Raw genomic sequence first — 16369 nt, 5'->3', positions numbered from 1 at the left:
CGGTTCGCTACCCATAGTTGCCCCGTTGCAACCGATTACGGCTTGATAAAATATAGTGACATTCTTAATAATAAAGCCACTAGGTTTTAAGGAGGATTATTATATGAGGAACAAGAAAATGCTGATTGCAGGACTTATCACGGTGGTGATGGGAATTTCTATAGTTGGATGTGGAAATGATGGCAAATCCACCAGAGAGACGGAGTCAACAGAGCAGGTAACCGAAACAGAAGTGGCAACGGAGGAGGAATCTGAGGCTGAGGATACAGGTGATACTGAATCTGATGATTCATATGCAGATGAAACCGATTACAGTGATGACAGTGAGAAATCCACAGAATTTACGATGCCTGTATATGAGGATTTCACATTGGCATCGGGACTCAGCGAGAATTACGCAGATCTTGACAATAGGTCATTTGTATATAATGGAAAGAAATTCACTTTAGGTGAGTCCACCTTGAAGGATCTTATAGACGGTGGAATACCATTTGAGCAGAATTCTCTCAATAACAGTGGCAACAATGTAAATAAAAATTACGAAACTGACAGATACACAGCAGAAATCAATGACTACGTAACGATGCAGTTTATGTTTGGCAACTTTACTGACAGTGAGCGGAAGGCAGAGGATTGCGTTCTCTCATATGTAAGGTATTCACACCTTTTTGTGCCAAACCCGGATTATGATGCCAGCATGAATGCAGAGATCAGTGAGATGATGCTTGACGGCGCAAAGCAGGTGAACTTCTCATTCCCTACAACTATCACCAAGGATCAGTTGCTTGAAAAGTGCGGTGAGAATGCAGAAGTAGATGGCAAGATAGTCAAGTACAGTGTAGATTCTGAGGTTTATATGGGAAGCAGCGGCTATACATTTGAGTTTGACGATACAACAGGACAGCTCAAAGAGGTCAGAATAAGCTGGCTTCCGTAACTAAAAAGTAATCAGAATAAGAGCCAGAAGAAAAGCCGGATATCTCTATAAAATAGGGATACCCGGCTTTTGTAAACCAAATGTATGCTGTGGACAGCAGAATGAAATCCAAAGGTATTCTCAGTAATTTCTCTCTACTTACATATTATGCAGAAATGTGTGATATGGATAAAACACATATCTCACCTTACTAATAAAATATGACAAAAAAGTACATTAAGTGGTACTTGGAGTTGACAATTACCCGATTCACAATTACTATAAACCCTGTGATTTCATAGTGAAAATCTGCTCGGATGCCGTCCTGAAAAGCATCCGATCAGGGGGAAATTCGGTGAGATTCCGGTGCAACCGCCATTACTGTGTTAAGACTTGTGTCTTTCAGTCAGAATGCCCGCAGATTTTATGAGATTTCCGGCCGCGTGACGGCGTCTGACAGACACAGACAGCCGGGATATGCGGAGTACCCGGATGCGGATGACACGACAGTTCATCTGTTAGCTTTTGGGCGTGGGAAAAGCAGAATACATATTCCCTGCTTTATAACCTACAATTAAATAAAGAAAGGAAAATAGGAGATGAAACGAATCAGGACATTGATGCTTTCATTCTTATTGGCATGCGCAGTTTTAGTGGCACCATTTGCTTCAAATGCAAGCTGGGGCTATGTTCAGGCTGCCGCCGCAGAGAGTGATGGCGAAGTTGATTACAGCACTGAGTACGTTGTGCTGTCTCTTGAGGGATTTACTCTTGGTCAGGGCTTCTATATCGAGCCGGAGAGAATGTCCTACAAAGAGATCGGTGAAGTCTGGAAAGAGGAAGGCATAGACATCGACCTGTCTAAGCTTACCGTATCACAGGCTACTTACGCGTTTTTCAAGAAAGAGGGACTTGAAACAGAACCTTCAGGAACAGACAAATACAATAGTTCCGATTATTATCTTGCCAACATAAAGGGCATTGATAAGGGAGCTGCAAATGTTCCACAGGAGCTTAAGGATGCTTATCAGAAGAAGAATGGAAAGGCACTTGAGCTTAAGGACAAGACAGGAAAAGATCTTGGCCAGTTTGATTATTTCAGCATGTCTGGCTGGATGAACACAGTTGACAATATACTGGGAAATGTCGGCGCAGGAGAATATCAGGTAGATTCTGCAGCCGGAGTAGACAATACACACGTTATCCGTTGGCAGTTCACGCTCGCAGATTATGGCGCAGATCTGGGATATGGCTACAATCCGGATAAGAATACATTTGACTCTGAGTATGCATACTATGAGACTCAGGACAAGACAGAGCTCTATGTGCTCTATGCAGAGCATGCAGATGAGATAGCTAAGGACGAGGCTCTACGTGAAGAGGTTCAGGCGGTCATGACAGATCTCACTGCAACTGCAGATGAGGTTCAGGCAGTTGAGAAGAAGATCAGGGGTGACAAGAGAAATACAGTATCTGTAACCATGAATTATTCTGCTCCTTACATGACTCTGGCTGATTCAGAGGGCAATGAGATTGAAGTTGGAGAGCCTGATGGCAGCAAGTATACCCTTGAGCTTGAGCCGGGTACATACCGTCTGTCAGCATATCAGAAGAGCGGTGACGAGAAGACAGATATGGGATCTATAGATCTCGTAGTCACAGACGATCCACAGCAGTCATACAGCATATACAGCATCACAGATATAGCATGTACAGGTTATGACACTGTAGATGGCAACAAAAAATATTGGAAGGAAGACGTTGATTATACCGTCACAGGTAAGGTTATGTCTCCTGACAATGTGGACAGACATGCAGAGTTTGTAAAGACCAGGGAGGGGTCAGATGACTCCTGGGCAAAGTATGCAGGACTGTTCTACTATGCTGATATGGTGTCAGTGACATATGATCCGGTTGGAGATAGAGCAGATGACTATATCTCTAAGACTGTGTCAAACACACTTACATCCAACAGAAGCTACGGTTATTCAGTAGCTCTTGCAGCGGCAAAGACAGTAGAGTTCACAGTTCCAGAGGGAACTGAGCTCAGAGTTGGTACACTTTCAACATACTATATATATAAGGATGAGGCTGGCATCAAGATAGACAGCAAGGATGCCGGATATGACACATACAAGTATAAGCTTGGAAGTGGTATCACATATTACTACCGTGTAACTGGTGGAGAGGGAGTTACATACTGGAACTGGTTCTCCACAACCACAGATGCTGAGTACAAGGTAACAGCCGAGGATATGTACATCGGCGACAGCACATATGGCCCTGGCACAGTTGTACATGACATGTCAGCCAACAGCTCAGATGTCGCAGATATCTACATGACATCCAATGAGAAGGGCTATGTGTCAATGCAGAAGGGTGACAAGTATCACCTTGAGTGCTTCCGTAACTGGCAGGCTATAGAGGGTATCATGAATGCAAAATCAGCAGAGCCTGATTATCACTACACAGTTATCGATGAGAATGGTAACCCATCAAGTGATGTGATCAGCGTTGTACCTGGCGAGCATTCAGAGATAGCAGAGATCGAGGCAAAGTCAGAGGGAACAGCGATACTTCTCGTAACCTATGATGCAGAGATCAACAAGCCTGGTATGGGCGGTTCATTCTTCAGTGCGATCTGGCCTGAAAACACAGGTGTAGTCGTATTCACTGTAGGAAATGACGGCTCAGACATTCAGACAAATATGACATTAAATGCAGGACGCAACACAGAGACTGCTAAGACTGCTGTAGACAATCTGGATGCACAGATCGATGTTCTGTATTATCTTGAGGGAGCAGCCGGTGCAGAGTACACATTTACACCGGAGGATGGAGTGGCAGTATCAGTTCTTCATCCACAGATCACGGGAAACAAGCTTACATACAGTGGATTTACAACAGCAGATGTCAAGAAGAATGATGATGGAAGCTACACTGTAAGCGGTCTCACAGAGGGATCAAACATAATAAAGGTGACAAAGGACGGAGTTAGCACATATCAGGTAGTACGTGCAAAGGAAGTCCCGGTATCATACACATATAAGAACGCTGATGGTGACGAGATCTCAGCAGATGAACTCAGAGCCGGTGATACCATAGAGGTTTCATATGGTAAGCGTACAGAGGATGGCAAGAAGGCATACGACGGTCTGTATATTCCGGCCAACAAGCTTGCAGGAATTTACAACATGGCCGGAACTATAAAACTGTCAGATGGTGAGGGAAATGAATTCTCAGGAGCAAGCAACCAGTATGCATTTGCATCATATCCTGCTGCCCAGACAGTTACAGTCAAGATACCTCAGTATTTTGCAGGTGACGAGTACACGCTGAGCGGAGTTCTGTATGAGGGCGGATTTGGTTCGCCATACGGTTCACACAGAGAGGTCCGCCATGCAACAGGAAAGCCTGTACAGATGGCAGCAAGCGTACGTGTGGCATACCTTGGAAGTCTCCCGGATATGTCATTTAAGCTGGCAAAGACAGACTTTGTCCAGGTAAAGCTTGATGTAGTGGATGGTGCTACAAACGAAGCAGTAGAAGGATATAAGGTAAGCATAAAGGATACTGAAGGAAATGCCGTAACAGTAAATGACGGCAGCTTCAATGGTCTTGCAGGCAGACAGTACAATTACACTATGAAGTGTGCCGGATACATGTATGCCGAGGGAACATTTGAGATCCCGGAGGATACTTCCGGCGAGATGTCACAGACCATCAGCCTCACAGCGTCAAGTGCAACTGCTTGGGATGGCGAGAGCAAGACCGAGCCCGAACAGGTTGACGGAGTATACCAGATCAGCACAGGTGCAGAGCTGTACTGGTTTGAAAATGAGGTAAATGTCAATAAGAAGGTCGACATAAATGCAGTGCTCACAGCGGATATCAACCTTTCAGGATATAGCTGGACACCAATAGGTACATCGGGTGCCATATACATGGGTTCATTTGACGGCCAGGGACATACTATCAGCAATCTGTATCAGAATGATATAGGCTACTCAGGAATATTTGGACAGGCGGGTGCAAGGATCAGCGGCCTCACAGTAGAGGGAACTATCATCATGAGCACCAAGACTGCAGCAGGAGCGGTTGTGGGATACCTGTATCAGGGAACCACAGATGCACCGGCAAGAGTAGCAGGTTGTACATCTAAAGTAAATATCACTTACACAGGCACAAATACATCAGCTTCGATAGGTGGTCTGGTAGGATACTGTAACACGAACAAAATAAGCAACACAGTGATTGAGAACTGTGTAAATCATGGAACTATTAAGGCAGAAAACGGTGGTACCGTCGGCGGAATCATAGGATCTATGAGCAGCCGAAATATCTGCGTACAGAATTCGACAAACTATGGTGACATCACAGCCAAGACAAATGTTGGTGGAATACTCGGAAGCCACAATGAATACTATCCACAGGATCCTGGATGCAAGATCATTTCATGCTACAATGCAGGAACGATCACAGGCCAGACAAATGCAGGCGGTATTGCAGGTGTTTTCAAGGGTAATACGTCAAATGACGCAGGCGTGGAGATCACAGACTGCTACAGCGCAGGAACTGTAAATGGCAGTGACGCAGCCACAACAGGCGTATTTGCAGGTTATTCAGAGGATCTGACAATATCAGGATCTGCATATTCATGCACAGCCGCAGCAGATGAGAGCATCACAGAGAATCAGGCTTCATATGTATCGGCTGCTAATATAGAGGCAGTCAAGAAGCTCACAGCTGACACAGTTACCAAGATCAATGACGGAGAGGCCATCTTGAACGTGGCACCTGCAGCAGAGATCATGGCAAATGTTCCTCTGACAGCAGAAGATGGAGAATTTGTAGAGACATACAAGAAGGTAAGAACTGTAATTGACGGAGTTACTATCTTCAACATAGGTGTATATGACTACACAGCAAGTGCAGCCGGAATAAATGGTGCATCAAAGGATGGAGTTATCCTTAAGAACACAAAGGTTGAGGCAGCTTCCGCGGTTGACGCTGTAAAGCGTGCACTGGATAATGCCGGAATAGCCTACGATATTCAAGAGTCAGCTTATGGCCCATATATCGTATCTGTAAACGGACTTGCATCAGTTGCTGACTACTCAATGTCAGGATGGATGCTGTCATACAACGGAGACGACTTTGACAACGGTGGGCTTGGTTCACTGGCTGCAAAGGATAACGACACTATCGAGCTTCACTATGAGCTCACAGGAGCAGATGTAGCAGCATCATTCTCAGGACTTCCTACATTTGAGTCCATGACAATAGATGGAACAGAGATAACATTTACCACAGAGACAGAATCCGATGAGAATTGGAATTCTATCTACACATACAAGGCAAATGGAGAGGTTCTGAATGGAACAGGAACAAAGGCTGATCCATTTGAGGTCGGTGTTGTATTGCCGGAGAGCGCAGATCTTGTAAAGCTTGACATGACATACAAGACAACTGCGGATGGCCATTATGTTGTGGTTGACGGACTTTCAGCCAAGATCAACCTGACAAATGATGTTGTGTGCAGGATCACATCAAGAGGTGGAAGAACTGCATGGTACAAGATCATGGCAGTGACAGCACTCACTGAGGACAATACAAAGCTTGAGATAGCAGACGCAGAGTACACTGGAGAGGAGCTCACACCGGAAGTTACCGTATATGTAAATGACAAGAAGCTTGATCCAAGCAGCTATGAGGTTACATACAGTGATAACGTAAATGCCGGAAAGGGTACTTGTACAGTAAAGGGAACTGGTAAGTTCTCTGGTACAATTCAGGGCGAGTTCGAGATAAAGAAGTCTACAAAGACGATAACTACAGAAAAGACTGAGATCGAGGTTCTTGAAAATGCAGAGCCATTTGATCTCGAGGTTACAGGACAGGGTACACTTACATTTGCATCATCTGCACCAGAGGTGGCAGAGGTAGATCCTGAGACAGGACGTGTGACAATCAAGGCTGTCGGTGAGACTGAGATCACAGTTTCATCTGAGGGAACAGAGAACTACGAGGCTGGACAGATCGTTATCAAGATAACAGTCAAGGAGGTTCCTGTAGAGCCAGAGGAGCCGGATACAAAGGTTACACTCACAAAGGACAACACAGTTATAGAAGTTGCAGATGTGACATATACAGGCAAGGCACAGAAGCCTGAGGTTACAGTAACAGTTGACGGTAAGAAACTTGAGGCGGCTGATTATACAGCATCGTATGCAAATAACGTGAACGCCGGAACAGCCAAGGTAACTATAACAGGTAAGAACGATTATACAGGCAGTGTTGAGCAGACCTTCAAGATCAATAAGGCAGACCAGACAGTGACAGGCAACACATTATATGTATACAACAGATATATAACCGTTAAGGCTGCTGGTAAGGGAACTGTAACTTACTCATCAACAAACAAGAATATTGCGATAGTGAACAGCAAGTCAGGTCTTGTGAGAACCAAGAAGCCGGGCAGAGTACAGATAAAGATCACTGTCTCAGGCAACAGCAATTACAACAAGGCAAGCGGAATCGTAACTCTGATAGTTACCCCTGCAAAGTCATCAATAACAAAGCTTGCATCAAACAGCAGCAGAAGTCTTAAGGTGACCTACAAGAAGGTAAGCGGTGCTACCGGATATCAGATAACATATGCTACAAACAAGAACTTTAAGTCTGCAAAGACAAAGTATGTGAGCGCAAAGTATGGCAGTGCAACTATCAAGAATCTAGCAAAGAACAAGAGATACTATGTGAGAGTAAGAGCTTACAAGACAATAAATGGCAAGAGATACATGGGACTTGGCAGCTCAGTGAAGTCTGTCAAAGTAAAATAATTCTCAGGCCATAGAAACGCAGAGATGATCCGGAGGAAAGAGGTATGGAGAACAAGAGAGCTGGCTATACACGTGAAGAATGTTGTCAGATGCTTCTGGATGCATATATTTCACTTGGAAGATATCCGAAAAAGTCAGACTTTACACCGGAGCAGGTTGGCTGGATAAAATCCTACCTTGGGCCATGGCCGAGAGCCCTTGAGGCCTGTGGCATTCTTCCTGACCGGTCTGCGGAGCGGGCTGAGGCAAAGAAGCATAAGCGCATAGCTTCCAAGAGGAAGATGACCCAGTACAAGCTTGCGAAGCAGAACGGGAAAACTGAATAAAAAATTTTAAACCACAGGTTTATCATCAACTTGATAGAAAATTAAGGAAAATCAAGCTTTAAAGCCATTTGCAGCCTATGAAAATAACTCATAGGGGCAGAAAAGGGGCAAAATTTAAAAAACGGCCATTCAGTGTGAAAACTGAGTGGTCGTCTTTTTTTAGTTGATAATTGATATGGTGTCAACAGCTTCATTATCTTTCTGCTGCATCTTTTGAGTAACATGAATATATATTGCTTTGGTTATTTTGTCATCATGATGTCCAAGTCGACGAGATATTTGTTCTGCAGACATAACTTCAGCTAGGAGAGATGCGTGAGTGTGGCGCAGTTTGTGTGTCGTTATTTCTCTCCCAAGAGATTTAAGTGAAGCGGCCTTTAAATGATTATTATATGTTAAATAAACCATGTAGTTGCCTGTTTTTAAATTTGGTATGAAGAGGCTGCTCTTAATACCTTTTTCAAATAGAACCTCTTTTCGCCAAAGTCGTAACTTTTTGATGAGCGTGAGCAATTCAGGTTGTATATGAATGTCTCTGATCGAATCGCTTGTTTTTGCAGATGTAACATATCCTGTTGAAGGATAATAAGTTTTTGTTATGTGTATAGTGTTTATTCTTAAATCAACGTCGGCATCTTCAAGAGCAATGAGTTCACCTATACGCATCCCTGTAAGGATCATGAAATATGATGTATAGTAATCCTGCCATTGGTTGTTATCTCTAAAGTAATTAAGTAGTTTTTTGATTTCATCAGGCTCAAGGTATTCGTTACTGATATCGTATACCTCTGGTATCTCATCTGGGCTCTCCTTATGGATATAGTCAAGCTTGAACCATATATCATTGTTTGAATGATAATCGCTTTTAATTCCCCATTTCAAAGCGAATTTTAAGAATTTTATATATGTATTCACGGTGTCTATATTTTTCCCCGAAGAGAGAAGTCTATCATTTACATAACGAGGAGAGAGTTTATCAACAAGTACGTCATTACCGATTATATTTATACAGCAATTTATGTTAGTGCTTTCTGTTCTGATTGTGCTTTCTTTCCTTTTGCGCTGTCGCAATGATGCTATATAAGCATCAGCCAGCTCCTTGAGCGTTGTATCTGATCTAACTGGTGATGCAGTCAACAGCTTATCTATTTTGCCTTGCAAAATTCTCGCCGCTTTGTTGCGGTTCTGCGGGGATGCCTTAGGCATCGTCACAGTGACCTTCTTCACCTTTTCTGTGAGCGGATCCGTATATCTCTCACAGTATTTCACTGATCCATTTTTCTGTGTTTCACACCACATAAAATCACCATCCTATCTAAAAATAGGCATAAAAAAATAAGCCTACTAAAATGAGAAGGCTTATGATATAATGTAGTTTGTTGAAACGTTAGTCATAAGCCTTCGGTTTGTGGGTAACTTCCCTCAGGTGTTGGTAGCACCTGGGGGATTTTTTTATTTTGAACTTTATTTTTTGTCATCAAAATTAGCATACATGGATTGCTTTATATTTTCAATCATCTGTATATTTTGAGGTTCTATATTATTGAAATAAGGGATAAGTGAATCATAGAATTTTGCTGCTTGGTTCAGTTTTCCCTTGGGTGTCTTTAGTGTATCAGCTTTACTATATGTGGCTTGGGCATATCTGTTAATAAAAGCTTGCACAGCATTAAAATGATCTTGTCCAAATTGTGCCAACGCCTGTGATGGTAATGCACCTGAGAATTGTATGTATTTTTCACAAATAGATAATTTATATGTATGCTGATATAATAAATCCATCCTTGAAAAAAACACTTCAGGCTTTATTGTTTCAGAAATAATCCTAATGCAGTCGCTAGATATTCTAAGACTGTCGTTCGCCATCTGCTGTGTACTTGCCTTTAGCTGTGCCTTAGTCATGTGAAGTTTTGACGATTGCTGGCCTGTAACAAATGCTTGCCATTCTAGTAATTCTCTTTTTGATGGTCCAAATAATGACATATCAACTAGCCCCCCTTTTTTTTATTCTATATCATATAAAAGCTCTTATTTGTATGCATTGAATACGTCTATTACAGACTGGTTCACGTCATCATTACTAAACATAAGAACGTAAGGCCCATTGATAGCGGACACAGTAAGACCACTCACGCTATTAGTATCAACTATTTGCTTATACGTATCTGAGTTCATGTCGTACTCATAAACTTCTACATTAGAATCAAGATACTTGAATCCGCCGATTGCTCCGATATATGAGTACATAGTTTCCGATGTTGAACCTGTAACAACTCCTTGATCCAGAAGATACTGAGCAAGACCATCTAATGTACCAGACTGAGCTTCTGTTTCTGAAGTTTCTTCTGATGTGACAGCTTCAGTGGTTTCTTCTTCTGTAGAAGTTGCTGTTGTTGCTTCAGTGGTGGCCTCTGTTGTTACAGTTTCGGTGGTGGAAACAGTAGTAGAATTATCTGCATTACCACATCCGGTAAGAGACAAAGCTAGTGTTGATACAGCCATAATTGTTAATAGTTTCTTTTTCATGAAAATCTCTCCTTCATTATTTTTTATTTAATCCATGCGCATAAACCTCAATAGCATCAGCAGAGCTGTGTTTGTTGAAGTCGTCTCTGGTGATGTGACCTATGGCATGGATGTAGGCATCTTTTAGTTGCTCCTGTGTAAATCTTGAATTGAGAAAGATGGTATATGAGCCGTCATCATTCTCTGTCACAGTTTCCTTTATCTTCGATGATTTCAAATCCATCATCTGGACATTTATATCATAATTCATACAATCATCCCCCTTTACGGCATAATTAAAGTCATAATAACAAAATCAGTGGGATGTATTTTGTACATTACTTCTTTTCTTTATTTTTGAGAGCCATGAGCATGGTGTGAACAGTCTCTAAATCCTCTGGATCGGCATCTCTCGCAGCATCGAAGAGAAGAGAGAGCTGCTTGTTCTCGAATATCTCTTGTGCTTTCTTTGCGGTCTCAGCGTCTAAATAATACTCAGTATCCGAGTTATCCTCGATAAGATCTGATTTGTTTATACCAAAATAGTCAGCAAGAAGTTGGACCTTGCCCATTCTAGGTAGAGCTTGTGCCAAGCACCAAGTATTAAATGTAGTAGGAATAACTCCAATTGCCTGAGCAACCTCTTTTTGGGTTTTTCCACTTCTTTCTAAATATTTATTTAAATTTCTTGCAAACACTTCTTTTTGTTTATCGTCTGACATAAGGTGCACCCCCTTTTAAAACTTATTATTATAATACAACAATATTGAATAATTGACAACAAAAAGTTCAATTAAAATGAATTTTGGTATTGACATCCAATTAAAATGGATATACAATGTGAACATGATACAGAAAGGAAGTGAGAGCAAAATTGAAAACACAGAAAAAGATCCAGATTAGTTTAGCGGCAGCAAGAGTAAATGCAGGAATGACACAGGAAGAAGTAGCAAAACATATGGCAGTAGGTAAGCAGACTATTGTTAGTTGGGAAAAAGGCACATCAGAGCCTAAAATCTCACAGGCTAAGGAATTGTCAAGACTGTATGATATGCCGTTAGACTATATTTTTTTGCCATCTGAATCCAATTAAAATGGACAGCAGAAAGGAGAGGAAAGATGTTTGGTTGGATAGTGGTAGTTGTTGTTCTGATTGCAAATATATCAGCAATTGCGTGCGTACTCAAAGATAGAATGGTTACTGCTGCGGTATTGAAGGTACTGGGAGATTGCATTTCTTTAATATTCCTTTGTACTCGGTGAATACAGCATTTTTTAGTCTGTTAAATGCAATATCAAGTTCTTCAGAACATTTATCTAAAGGATAGTCCTTGTTGCCATTTTCAGCCTCAAGCATATTGAGAAAGGCAAGGTAAAAATCAGGATAAAGTGCTTGTGATTCAGGCTCCATGAGATAGATGTTACTGGTCAATAAATCTAAGAGATTACCTCTTGCCTCAGGACCAAGTTTACTGAGTTTGTTATAGAGCAGAAGTCCACGGCAATAGAACTGATAGAAAGGTATATAGAAGTTATCAAGCTGTTCTCGGCGAATTTGATACTTCTGTGTAAATAATTCCTTTATTGCTGTTAGATAGACTACAACAAATGATCCAACTACTGAAATGATTGCAACAACTATAGGTGCCATAAAATCCCTCCTTGTAAATAAATCCTTTTGTTAGAGTGATTATAACACATGGAGGAATAAAGAAAAATAAGAAAGGAGAGGCATGACAACAGAGGAGTTAAACAAAACATTGAAAGCAAATGACCTGAAAGCCATCAAAAAAGAGATGAAGAACGAAAAAATCCTAGAAGAACGAAAAGCCTTCCAGGAGATTTTTCCAGTTTCAGATGATGAAGTGAAGTTCTTTGAACATCTTTACAAGAAGGAACGCAGATACAGAACCGCAATTCTTATCCTAAGCCTAATATGCGTAGGACTATTACTGTTAGTACTGATGTAATTATGGAAACAACTATAGGAGTTACAAACGATGAAAGCATTCCATAAAAAGCTTTATTCCTTTTCCATATAAGATAACGGCCATAATACCAGGTTATAGAATATGTACCATCAGGTATTTGTTCACCTATTTCATTTCGCTGACCAGAGTAGTTGGCTTTAATGAAACGAATTCCAAGTAAATATTCTTTAGAATCGCCTAAAAACTTTTCGGTTGTTTTCTTTTTGCGTTTGGTAATAAAGAGTTTATATTTTTCTTCCAAATTTAGGGTGACTTTATCGTAATCGTATTCATACATAGAGCGAACCTCCTTAGTTTTTTACCATTGTAACACATAACAAGAAAGGAGATCATAGATGTTCAAAAAGATTAAGAAGAAACTCAAGGAGCCGTACTTCATGGAAGATCTTTGGTGCGATTATATCAGACCTGCAGTGATGGGACTGATAGGAGCAGCCATAGGCATAGCTACAGTAATCGTAATAAGACTGTTGTGATGACGGCACTTGCAACACCAACCAGTATAGGGACGATTATTTGCGTAAGCAGATATTGGGTATCAAACCACTGATTCTGTTCAACTACATATATACCATCTTTGGTAAGTGATATTGCAGATTCGGCGGCAAGCTTTTCCGATGGGATTCCCTGATAATCAACGATTATAGGAACGTAGGATAAGAGTTCACCTTTGATAAGATTGTCTACTTCATGCTTGCTGAATTTACCAGAAAGAGACATATAGGTGACAGGTCGGAAATGACGATGGTGGACATAATTCAATATTTTGATATCTGATTTTGTGACAGGCATAAGATCCCCCCTAGTTTTTTATCAATTATATCACAGGAAAGGAGATGAGAGCAATGAGCAGAGCAGTCAAGGACATACAGGTAATAGGTGTCAGGGAGATTGGCCGGTTGCCGTACATAAGTAAGGCGAAAATGATGAAGATATTTGAGATGTCATTATCTACAGCAACCAGACGTATAGCAGATCTTGACAGATATGTCCAGTCTGGCAGATATGGACCATACACCATACTGGATGGTGCCGGAGTAACAAGGGTCAATGTGCTTGCCTTGGTGGATTATCTGAAGTACAAGAAACAGCTTGACGCTGGCAGACGAGTGCCGCCGTTCGACATAAATAAGGTAGCAAAAGAAGCCGTCATAAACTGGGATGAATTAGATCCCTGACAGTAAAAAAAGCACCTTTGGAATAGCAGTTCCGCCGGTGCAAATAAGAAATAACTCAAGAAAATCATAGCAGAAAAGGGGAAGAAAAGCAATGAAGAGGAAGAACTTAGACACAAAGGCTGTCAAGGCCGTGAGTCTTGTAATAATGACTATTTTATTTTTGCTGTTGGCCTACAACATCTTATTCAACGTAGAAGTGCTGCTTGCACTGCCGGCGGTAGGATTGGTGGCGTACTTGCTTGGAACCGTGTTTACGGAGCTGGGACTTTATGGCGTGCTTGAACTTATGAACAGCATTGAAGATGCCAGAGAGGAATAGAACATGGTTGAGATGAAAGTGCTTGGAAGCCACGAAGAATGGCTTAAGGCAAGAACCAAGATAGGCGGGTCTGATGCATCTGCTATTGTGGGAATGAATCCATATAAAAGCAATGTGGAGCTTTGGAAAGAAAAAGCATATGGAATTGAACCGGTCGATATATCGGATAAGCCATATGTGAAATATGGAACAGAAGCCGAGCCGCTTCTCCGTGGAATGTTCAAACTGGACTATCCGGAATATCAGGTGTGTTATGAAGAAAATAACATCTGGTTCAATGACAAGTATCCGTGGGCGCATGCATCTCTTGATGGCTGGCTCATAGATCAGGATGGCCGTAAAGGCATATGGGAATGTAAGACCACGAATATCTTACAGTCGAGGCAGAAGGAGAAATGGGATCACAGGATCCCGGACAACTACTACATACAGGTCCTACATTACCTGATGGTAACGGAATTTGATTTTGTGGTGCTCAAGGCTCAGCTTAAGTCAGAGTTCAACGGTGATGTGTATCTGCAGACCAGGCACTACAAGATAGAGCGGTCAGAGGTAGAGAAAGACATTCAGTATCTTATTGACGCTGAAAGAGACTTCTGGGAGTGCGTACAGTCAAAGAAAGAACCACCGCTGATACTCCCGGAGATATGAAAGGAAATGGCATGTATTACAACGAATGTCCGCAGTGTGGTGCTTACCTGGATCCAGGCGAACACTGCGACTGTGAGGAAGAGAGACAGCGACAGACAGCACGCATCATGGCAATGGTGCGAGAGAACAAGGAGAGTCACCAGATGGAGCTGGTGCTGAATTAGGAGGTTAACATGGAGACATTTGAACTTAGAATATCACCGATTAAAACAGGTGAGATCAACATCGAGAACTATGATGAAGCCAAGGCTTACATCATGGACAAAGTAGAGACATATAAGAATGCGTATTATTCAGAAGATCAGAAGGGGCTTGCAAAAGATGACAGAGCAAGGCTGAACAAGCTGAAGAAGGCTATATCGGATATGAGAATAACCAAGAAGAAAGAATATCTTGAACCATTTAATGACTTTGAAGAGAAGATGAAAGAGCTTGCAGGCCTTACAGATGAAGCCCTTGAGCAGATAGACTCACAGGTCAAGGCATTTGACGAGAAGCGCAAGGCTGAAAAGCAGAAAGCCATTGAAGAGCTGTTTTCCCAGATAGGTTTTCAGAACTTCGTAACGCTTGAGAAGATACAGGATCCTAAGTGGCTGAATGCGTCTACATCAATGAAGAGTATTGAAGATCAGATGAAGTCTAAGATGTATGAGATCGGCAATGGAGTTCTTACACTTAGCCAGCTCCCGGAGTTTGGCTTTGAGGCTACAGAGGTATTTAAGGAGACATTAGACATTAACAAGGCCATTTCTGAGGCTAAGAGAATGTCAGAGATCGCAAAGGCAAAGGCTGAGGCAGAGGCAAGGAGAAAGGCTGCAGAAGAGGCACGAAAAGCAGCAGAAGAGGCAAGGCGAAAGGCTGAAGAAGAACGCAAGGCACAGGAGAGAGCTGCAATGGCACAGGCTATGACACCACCTGAGGATGCACAGCCAGCACCAGTAGAGGAATCACAGCCGGAACCACAGAAGATGGTAGTCAAGTTTGAGGTTGAACTTACAACGGATGATGCAGCAGCCTTGAGAGAGTTCTTCCAGAGCAGAAATATAACATTTAGAGCGATTAAGTAGGAGGTAACAAGATGATTAAGTCAGAAACAGGAACAGTATCAATGAGAGGAACAACACCGGTTCTTGTATCGGAGTTGGCATTTATGGTGAAGGGAATGAGAGAATCCTTTGCTAAAGAGTATGGAGAGTCAGCTGCAGAAGAGCTGATAAGCAGAGCAATGGAAGCATCCAGAGCTGAGGGAGACCTTGACGAGATTATGAAGGGGCTTATAAATGATACGTTTGACATATTGTCCAAAGCAAGAAGCAACAGGGACAACACAGGGGAAATGCCACAGGCTCTGAAAGAGGTACTGCGCAAGATGTTAGAAGATACGATTATGCATTAGGAGGATATGTAGATGGAACATTACAACATAAGTGAGGCAATAGAGGCACAGGAAAGATATTGCAAGAAGAACTGCCTCCCCTACTTTGCACCGGATGATGGCATCTGTTATCGCTGCAATAAGAACATATATGAAAAGATAAAAAGAAATGGTACATCGATAGAAAGAGGAATATCAGTAGAGGCGGCAGGAACAAACCTTATAACAGGATGCCCGCATTGCAGTTGGTCGTTCTGCGAATAGGA

The 16369-nt window shown here is 42.1% G+C and carries 20 protein-coding genes and 1 riboswitch; of the genes, 12 read left to right on the top strand and 8 right to left on the bottom strand.

Annotation, left to right across the window (positions count from 1 at the left end):
- Positions 1–103 precede the first annotated feature (103 nt).
- The 3 genes from DWW70_RS05640 (at position 104) to DWW70_RS05630 (ending at position 8084) form a co-directional block, all read left to right on the top strand.
- A complete protein-coding gene (locus tag DWW70_RS05640) occupies positions 104–937 on the top strand; it encodes a hypothetical protein (RefSeq protein WP_117875135.1) in 834 nt (277 codons plus the stop codon).
- A gap of 273 nt (positions 938–1210) precedes the next feature.
- A riboswitch (cobalamin riboswitch) is annotated at positions 1211–1353 on the top strand.
- 162 nt (positions 1354–1515) lie between these two features.
- Positions 1516–7758, top strand: coding sequence for a DUF4430 domain-containing protein (locus DWW70_RS05635; RefSeq protein WP_243017682.1), 6243 nt, complete (start codon positions 1516–1518; stop codon positions 7756–7758).
- A 44-nt stretch (positions 7759–7802) separates the two neighbouring features.
- A complete protein-coding gene (locus DWW70_RS05630; protein ID WP_055271920.1) occupies positions 7803–8084 on the top strand; it encodes a homing endonuclease associated repeat-containing protein in 282 nt (93 codons plus the stop codon).
- A 159-nt stretch (positions 8085–8243) separates the two neighbouring features.
- On the opposite strand, the gene DWW70_RS05625 is transcribed toward DWW70_RS05630, so the two are convergent.
- The 5 genes from DWW70_RS05625 to DWW70_RS05605 all read right to left on the bottom strand — a co-directional run bounded on the left by DWW70_RS05625 (position 8244) and on the right by DWW70_RS05605 (position 11311).
- The gene (locus tag DWW70_RS05625) at positions 8244–9383 is read right to left on the bottom strand and encodes a tyrosine-type recombinase/integrase (protein ID WP_118649442.1); all 1140 of its coding nucleotides are present in this window, start codon (positions 9381–9383) and stop codon (positions 8244–8246) included.
- Between the two features lie 165 nt (positions 9384–9548).
- On the bottom strand, positions 9549–10067 hold the full coding sequence (locus tag DWW70_RS05620) for a hypothetical protein (protein ID WP_118649441.1): 519 nt from the start codon (positions 10065–10067) through the stop codon (positions 9549–9551).
- A gap of 45 nt (positions 10068–10112) precedes the next feature.
- Positions 10113–10610: a hypothetical protein gene (locus tag DWW70_RS05615; protein WP_118649440.1), complete on the bottom strand. Its 498-nt coding sequence runs from the start codon at positions 10608–10610 to the stop codon at positions 10113–10115.
- A 16-nt stretch (positions 10611–10626) separates the two neighbouring features.
- Entirely contained in the window at positions 10627–10860 is a 234-nt protein-coding gene (locus tag DWW70_RS05610; RefSeq protein ID WP_118649439.1) for a hypothetical protein, read from the bottom strand.
- 67 nt (positions 10861–10927) lie between these two features.
- Positions 10928–11311: a helix-turn-helix domain-containing protein gene (locus DWW70_RS05605; protein ID WP_118649438.1), complete on the bottom strand. Its 384-nt coding sequence runs from the start codon at positions 11309–11311 to the stop codon at positions 10928–10930.
- Between the two features lie 152 nt (positions 11312–11463).
- On the opposite strand from DWW70_RS05605, the gene DWW70_RS05600 reads away from it, so the two are divergent.
- Positions 11464–11682, top strand: coding sequence for a helix-turn-helix transcriptional regulator (locus DWW70_RS05600; protein WP_243013734.1), 219 nt, complete (start codon positions 11464–11466; stop codon positions 11680–11682).
- 105 nt (positions 11683–11787) lie between these two features.
- On the opposite strand, the gene DWW70_RS05595 is transcribed toward DWW70_RS05600, so the two are convergent.
- Positions 11788–12240: a hypothetical protein gene (locus DWW70_RS05595; protein WP_118649437.1), complete on the bottom strand. Its 453-nt coding sequence runs from the start codon at positions 12238–12240 to the stop codon at positions 11788–11790.
- A 269-nt stretch (positions 12241–12509) separates the two neighbouring features.
- Positions 12510–12857 carry a hypothetical protein gene (locus tag DWW70_RS14770; protein WP_147360139.1) on the bottom strand — a complete coding sequence of 116 codons (348 nt, stop codon included), beginning with the start codon at positions 12855–12857 and terminating at the stop codon, positions 12510–12512.
- Positions 12858–12915: 58 nt separating this feature from the next.
- Between DWW70_RS14770 and DWW70_RS14840 the strand changes: the two genes are divergently transcribed.
- Complete coding sequence (locus DWW70_RS14840; RefSeq protein WP_158576521.1) at positions 12916–13056, top strand: hypothetical protein; 141 nt, start codon at positions 12916–12918, stop codon at positions 13054–13056.
- On the opposite strand, the gene DWW70_RS05585 is transcribed toward DWW70_RS14840, so the two are convergent.
- Entirely contained in the window at positions 13028–13372 is a 345-nt protein-coding gene (locus DWW70_RS05585; RefSeq protein ID WP_118649435.1) for a hypothetical protein, read from the bottom strand. The two genes, DWW70_RS14840 and DWW70_RS05585, sit on opposite strands and share 29 nt — an antisense overlap.
- 53 nt (positions 13373–13425) lie before the next feature.
- Here DWW70_RS05585 and DWW70_RS05580 point away from each other — a divergent pair, with 53 nt between their 5' ends.
- From DWW70_RS05580 to DWW70_RS05555, 7 genes are all read left to right on the top strand, one after another.
- Positions 13426–13758 carry a hypothetical protein gene (locus DWW70_RS05580; RefSeq protein ID WP_022215959.1) on the top strand — a complete coding sequence of 111 codons (333 nt, stop codon included), beginning with the start codon at positions 13426–13428 and terminating at the stop codon, positions 13756–13758.
- Positions 13759–13849: 91 nt separating this feature from the next.
- On the top strand, positions 13850–14077 hold the full coding sequence (locus DWW70_RS05575; protein ID WP_118649434.1) for a hypothetical protein: 228 nt from the start codon (positions 13850–13852) through the stop codon (positions 14075–14077).
- A 3-nt stretch (positions 14078–14080) separates the two neighbouring features.
- Positions 14081–14728: a YqaJ viral recombinase family protein gene (locus tag DWW70_RS05570; RefSeq protein WP_118649433.1), complete on the top strand. Its 648-nt coding sequence runs from the start codon at positions 14081–14083 to the stop codon at positions 14726–14728.
- Positions 14725–14892: a hypothetical protein gene (locus DWW70_RS14835; protein ID WP_158576519.1), complete on the top strand. Its 168-nt coding sequence runs from the start codon at positions 14725–14727 to the stop codon at positions 14890–14892. The genes DWW70_RS05570 and DWW70_RS14835 overlap by 4 nt, the downstream gene beginning before the upstream one ends.
- 9 nt (positions 14893–14901) lie before the next feature.
- Entirely contained in the window at positions 14902–15795 is an 894-nt protein-coding gene (locus DWW70_RS05565) for a DUF1351 domain-containing protein (RefSeq protein ID WP_118649432.1), read from the top strand.
- An 11-nt stretch (positions 15796–15806) separates the two neighbouring features.
- Positions 15807–16124, top strand: a complete 318-nt coding sequence (locus DWW70_RS05560; RefSeq protein ID WP_118649431.1) for a hypothetical protein — start codon at positions 15807–15809, stop codon at positions 16122–16124.
- 12 nt (positions 16125–16136) lie between these two features.
- Positions 16137–16367: a hypothetical protein gene (locus DWW70_RS05555; protein WP_118649430.1), complete on the top strand. Its 231-nt coding sequence runs from the start codon at positions 16137–16139 to the stop codon at positions 16365–16367.
- Positions 16368–16369 lie beyond the last annotated feature (2 nt).

The sequence above is a fragment of the Coprococcus sp. AF16-5 genome (assembly GCF_003479365.1).
GTDB classification, from domain to species: domain Bacteria; phylum Bacillota; class Clostridia; order Lachnospirales; family Lachnospiraceae; genus Coprococcus; species Coprococcus aceti.
The sequence above is the reverse complement of the archived record's forward strand: the minus strand, read 5'-3'. Positions and strand labels throughout refer to the sequence as shown.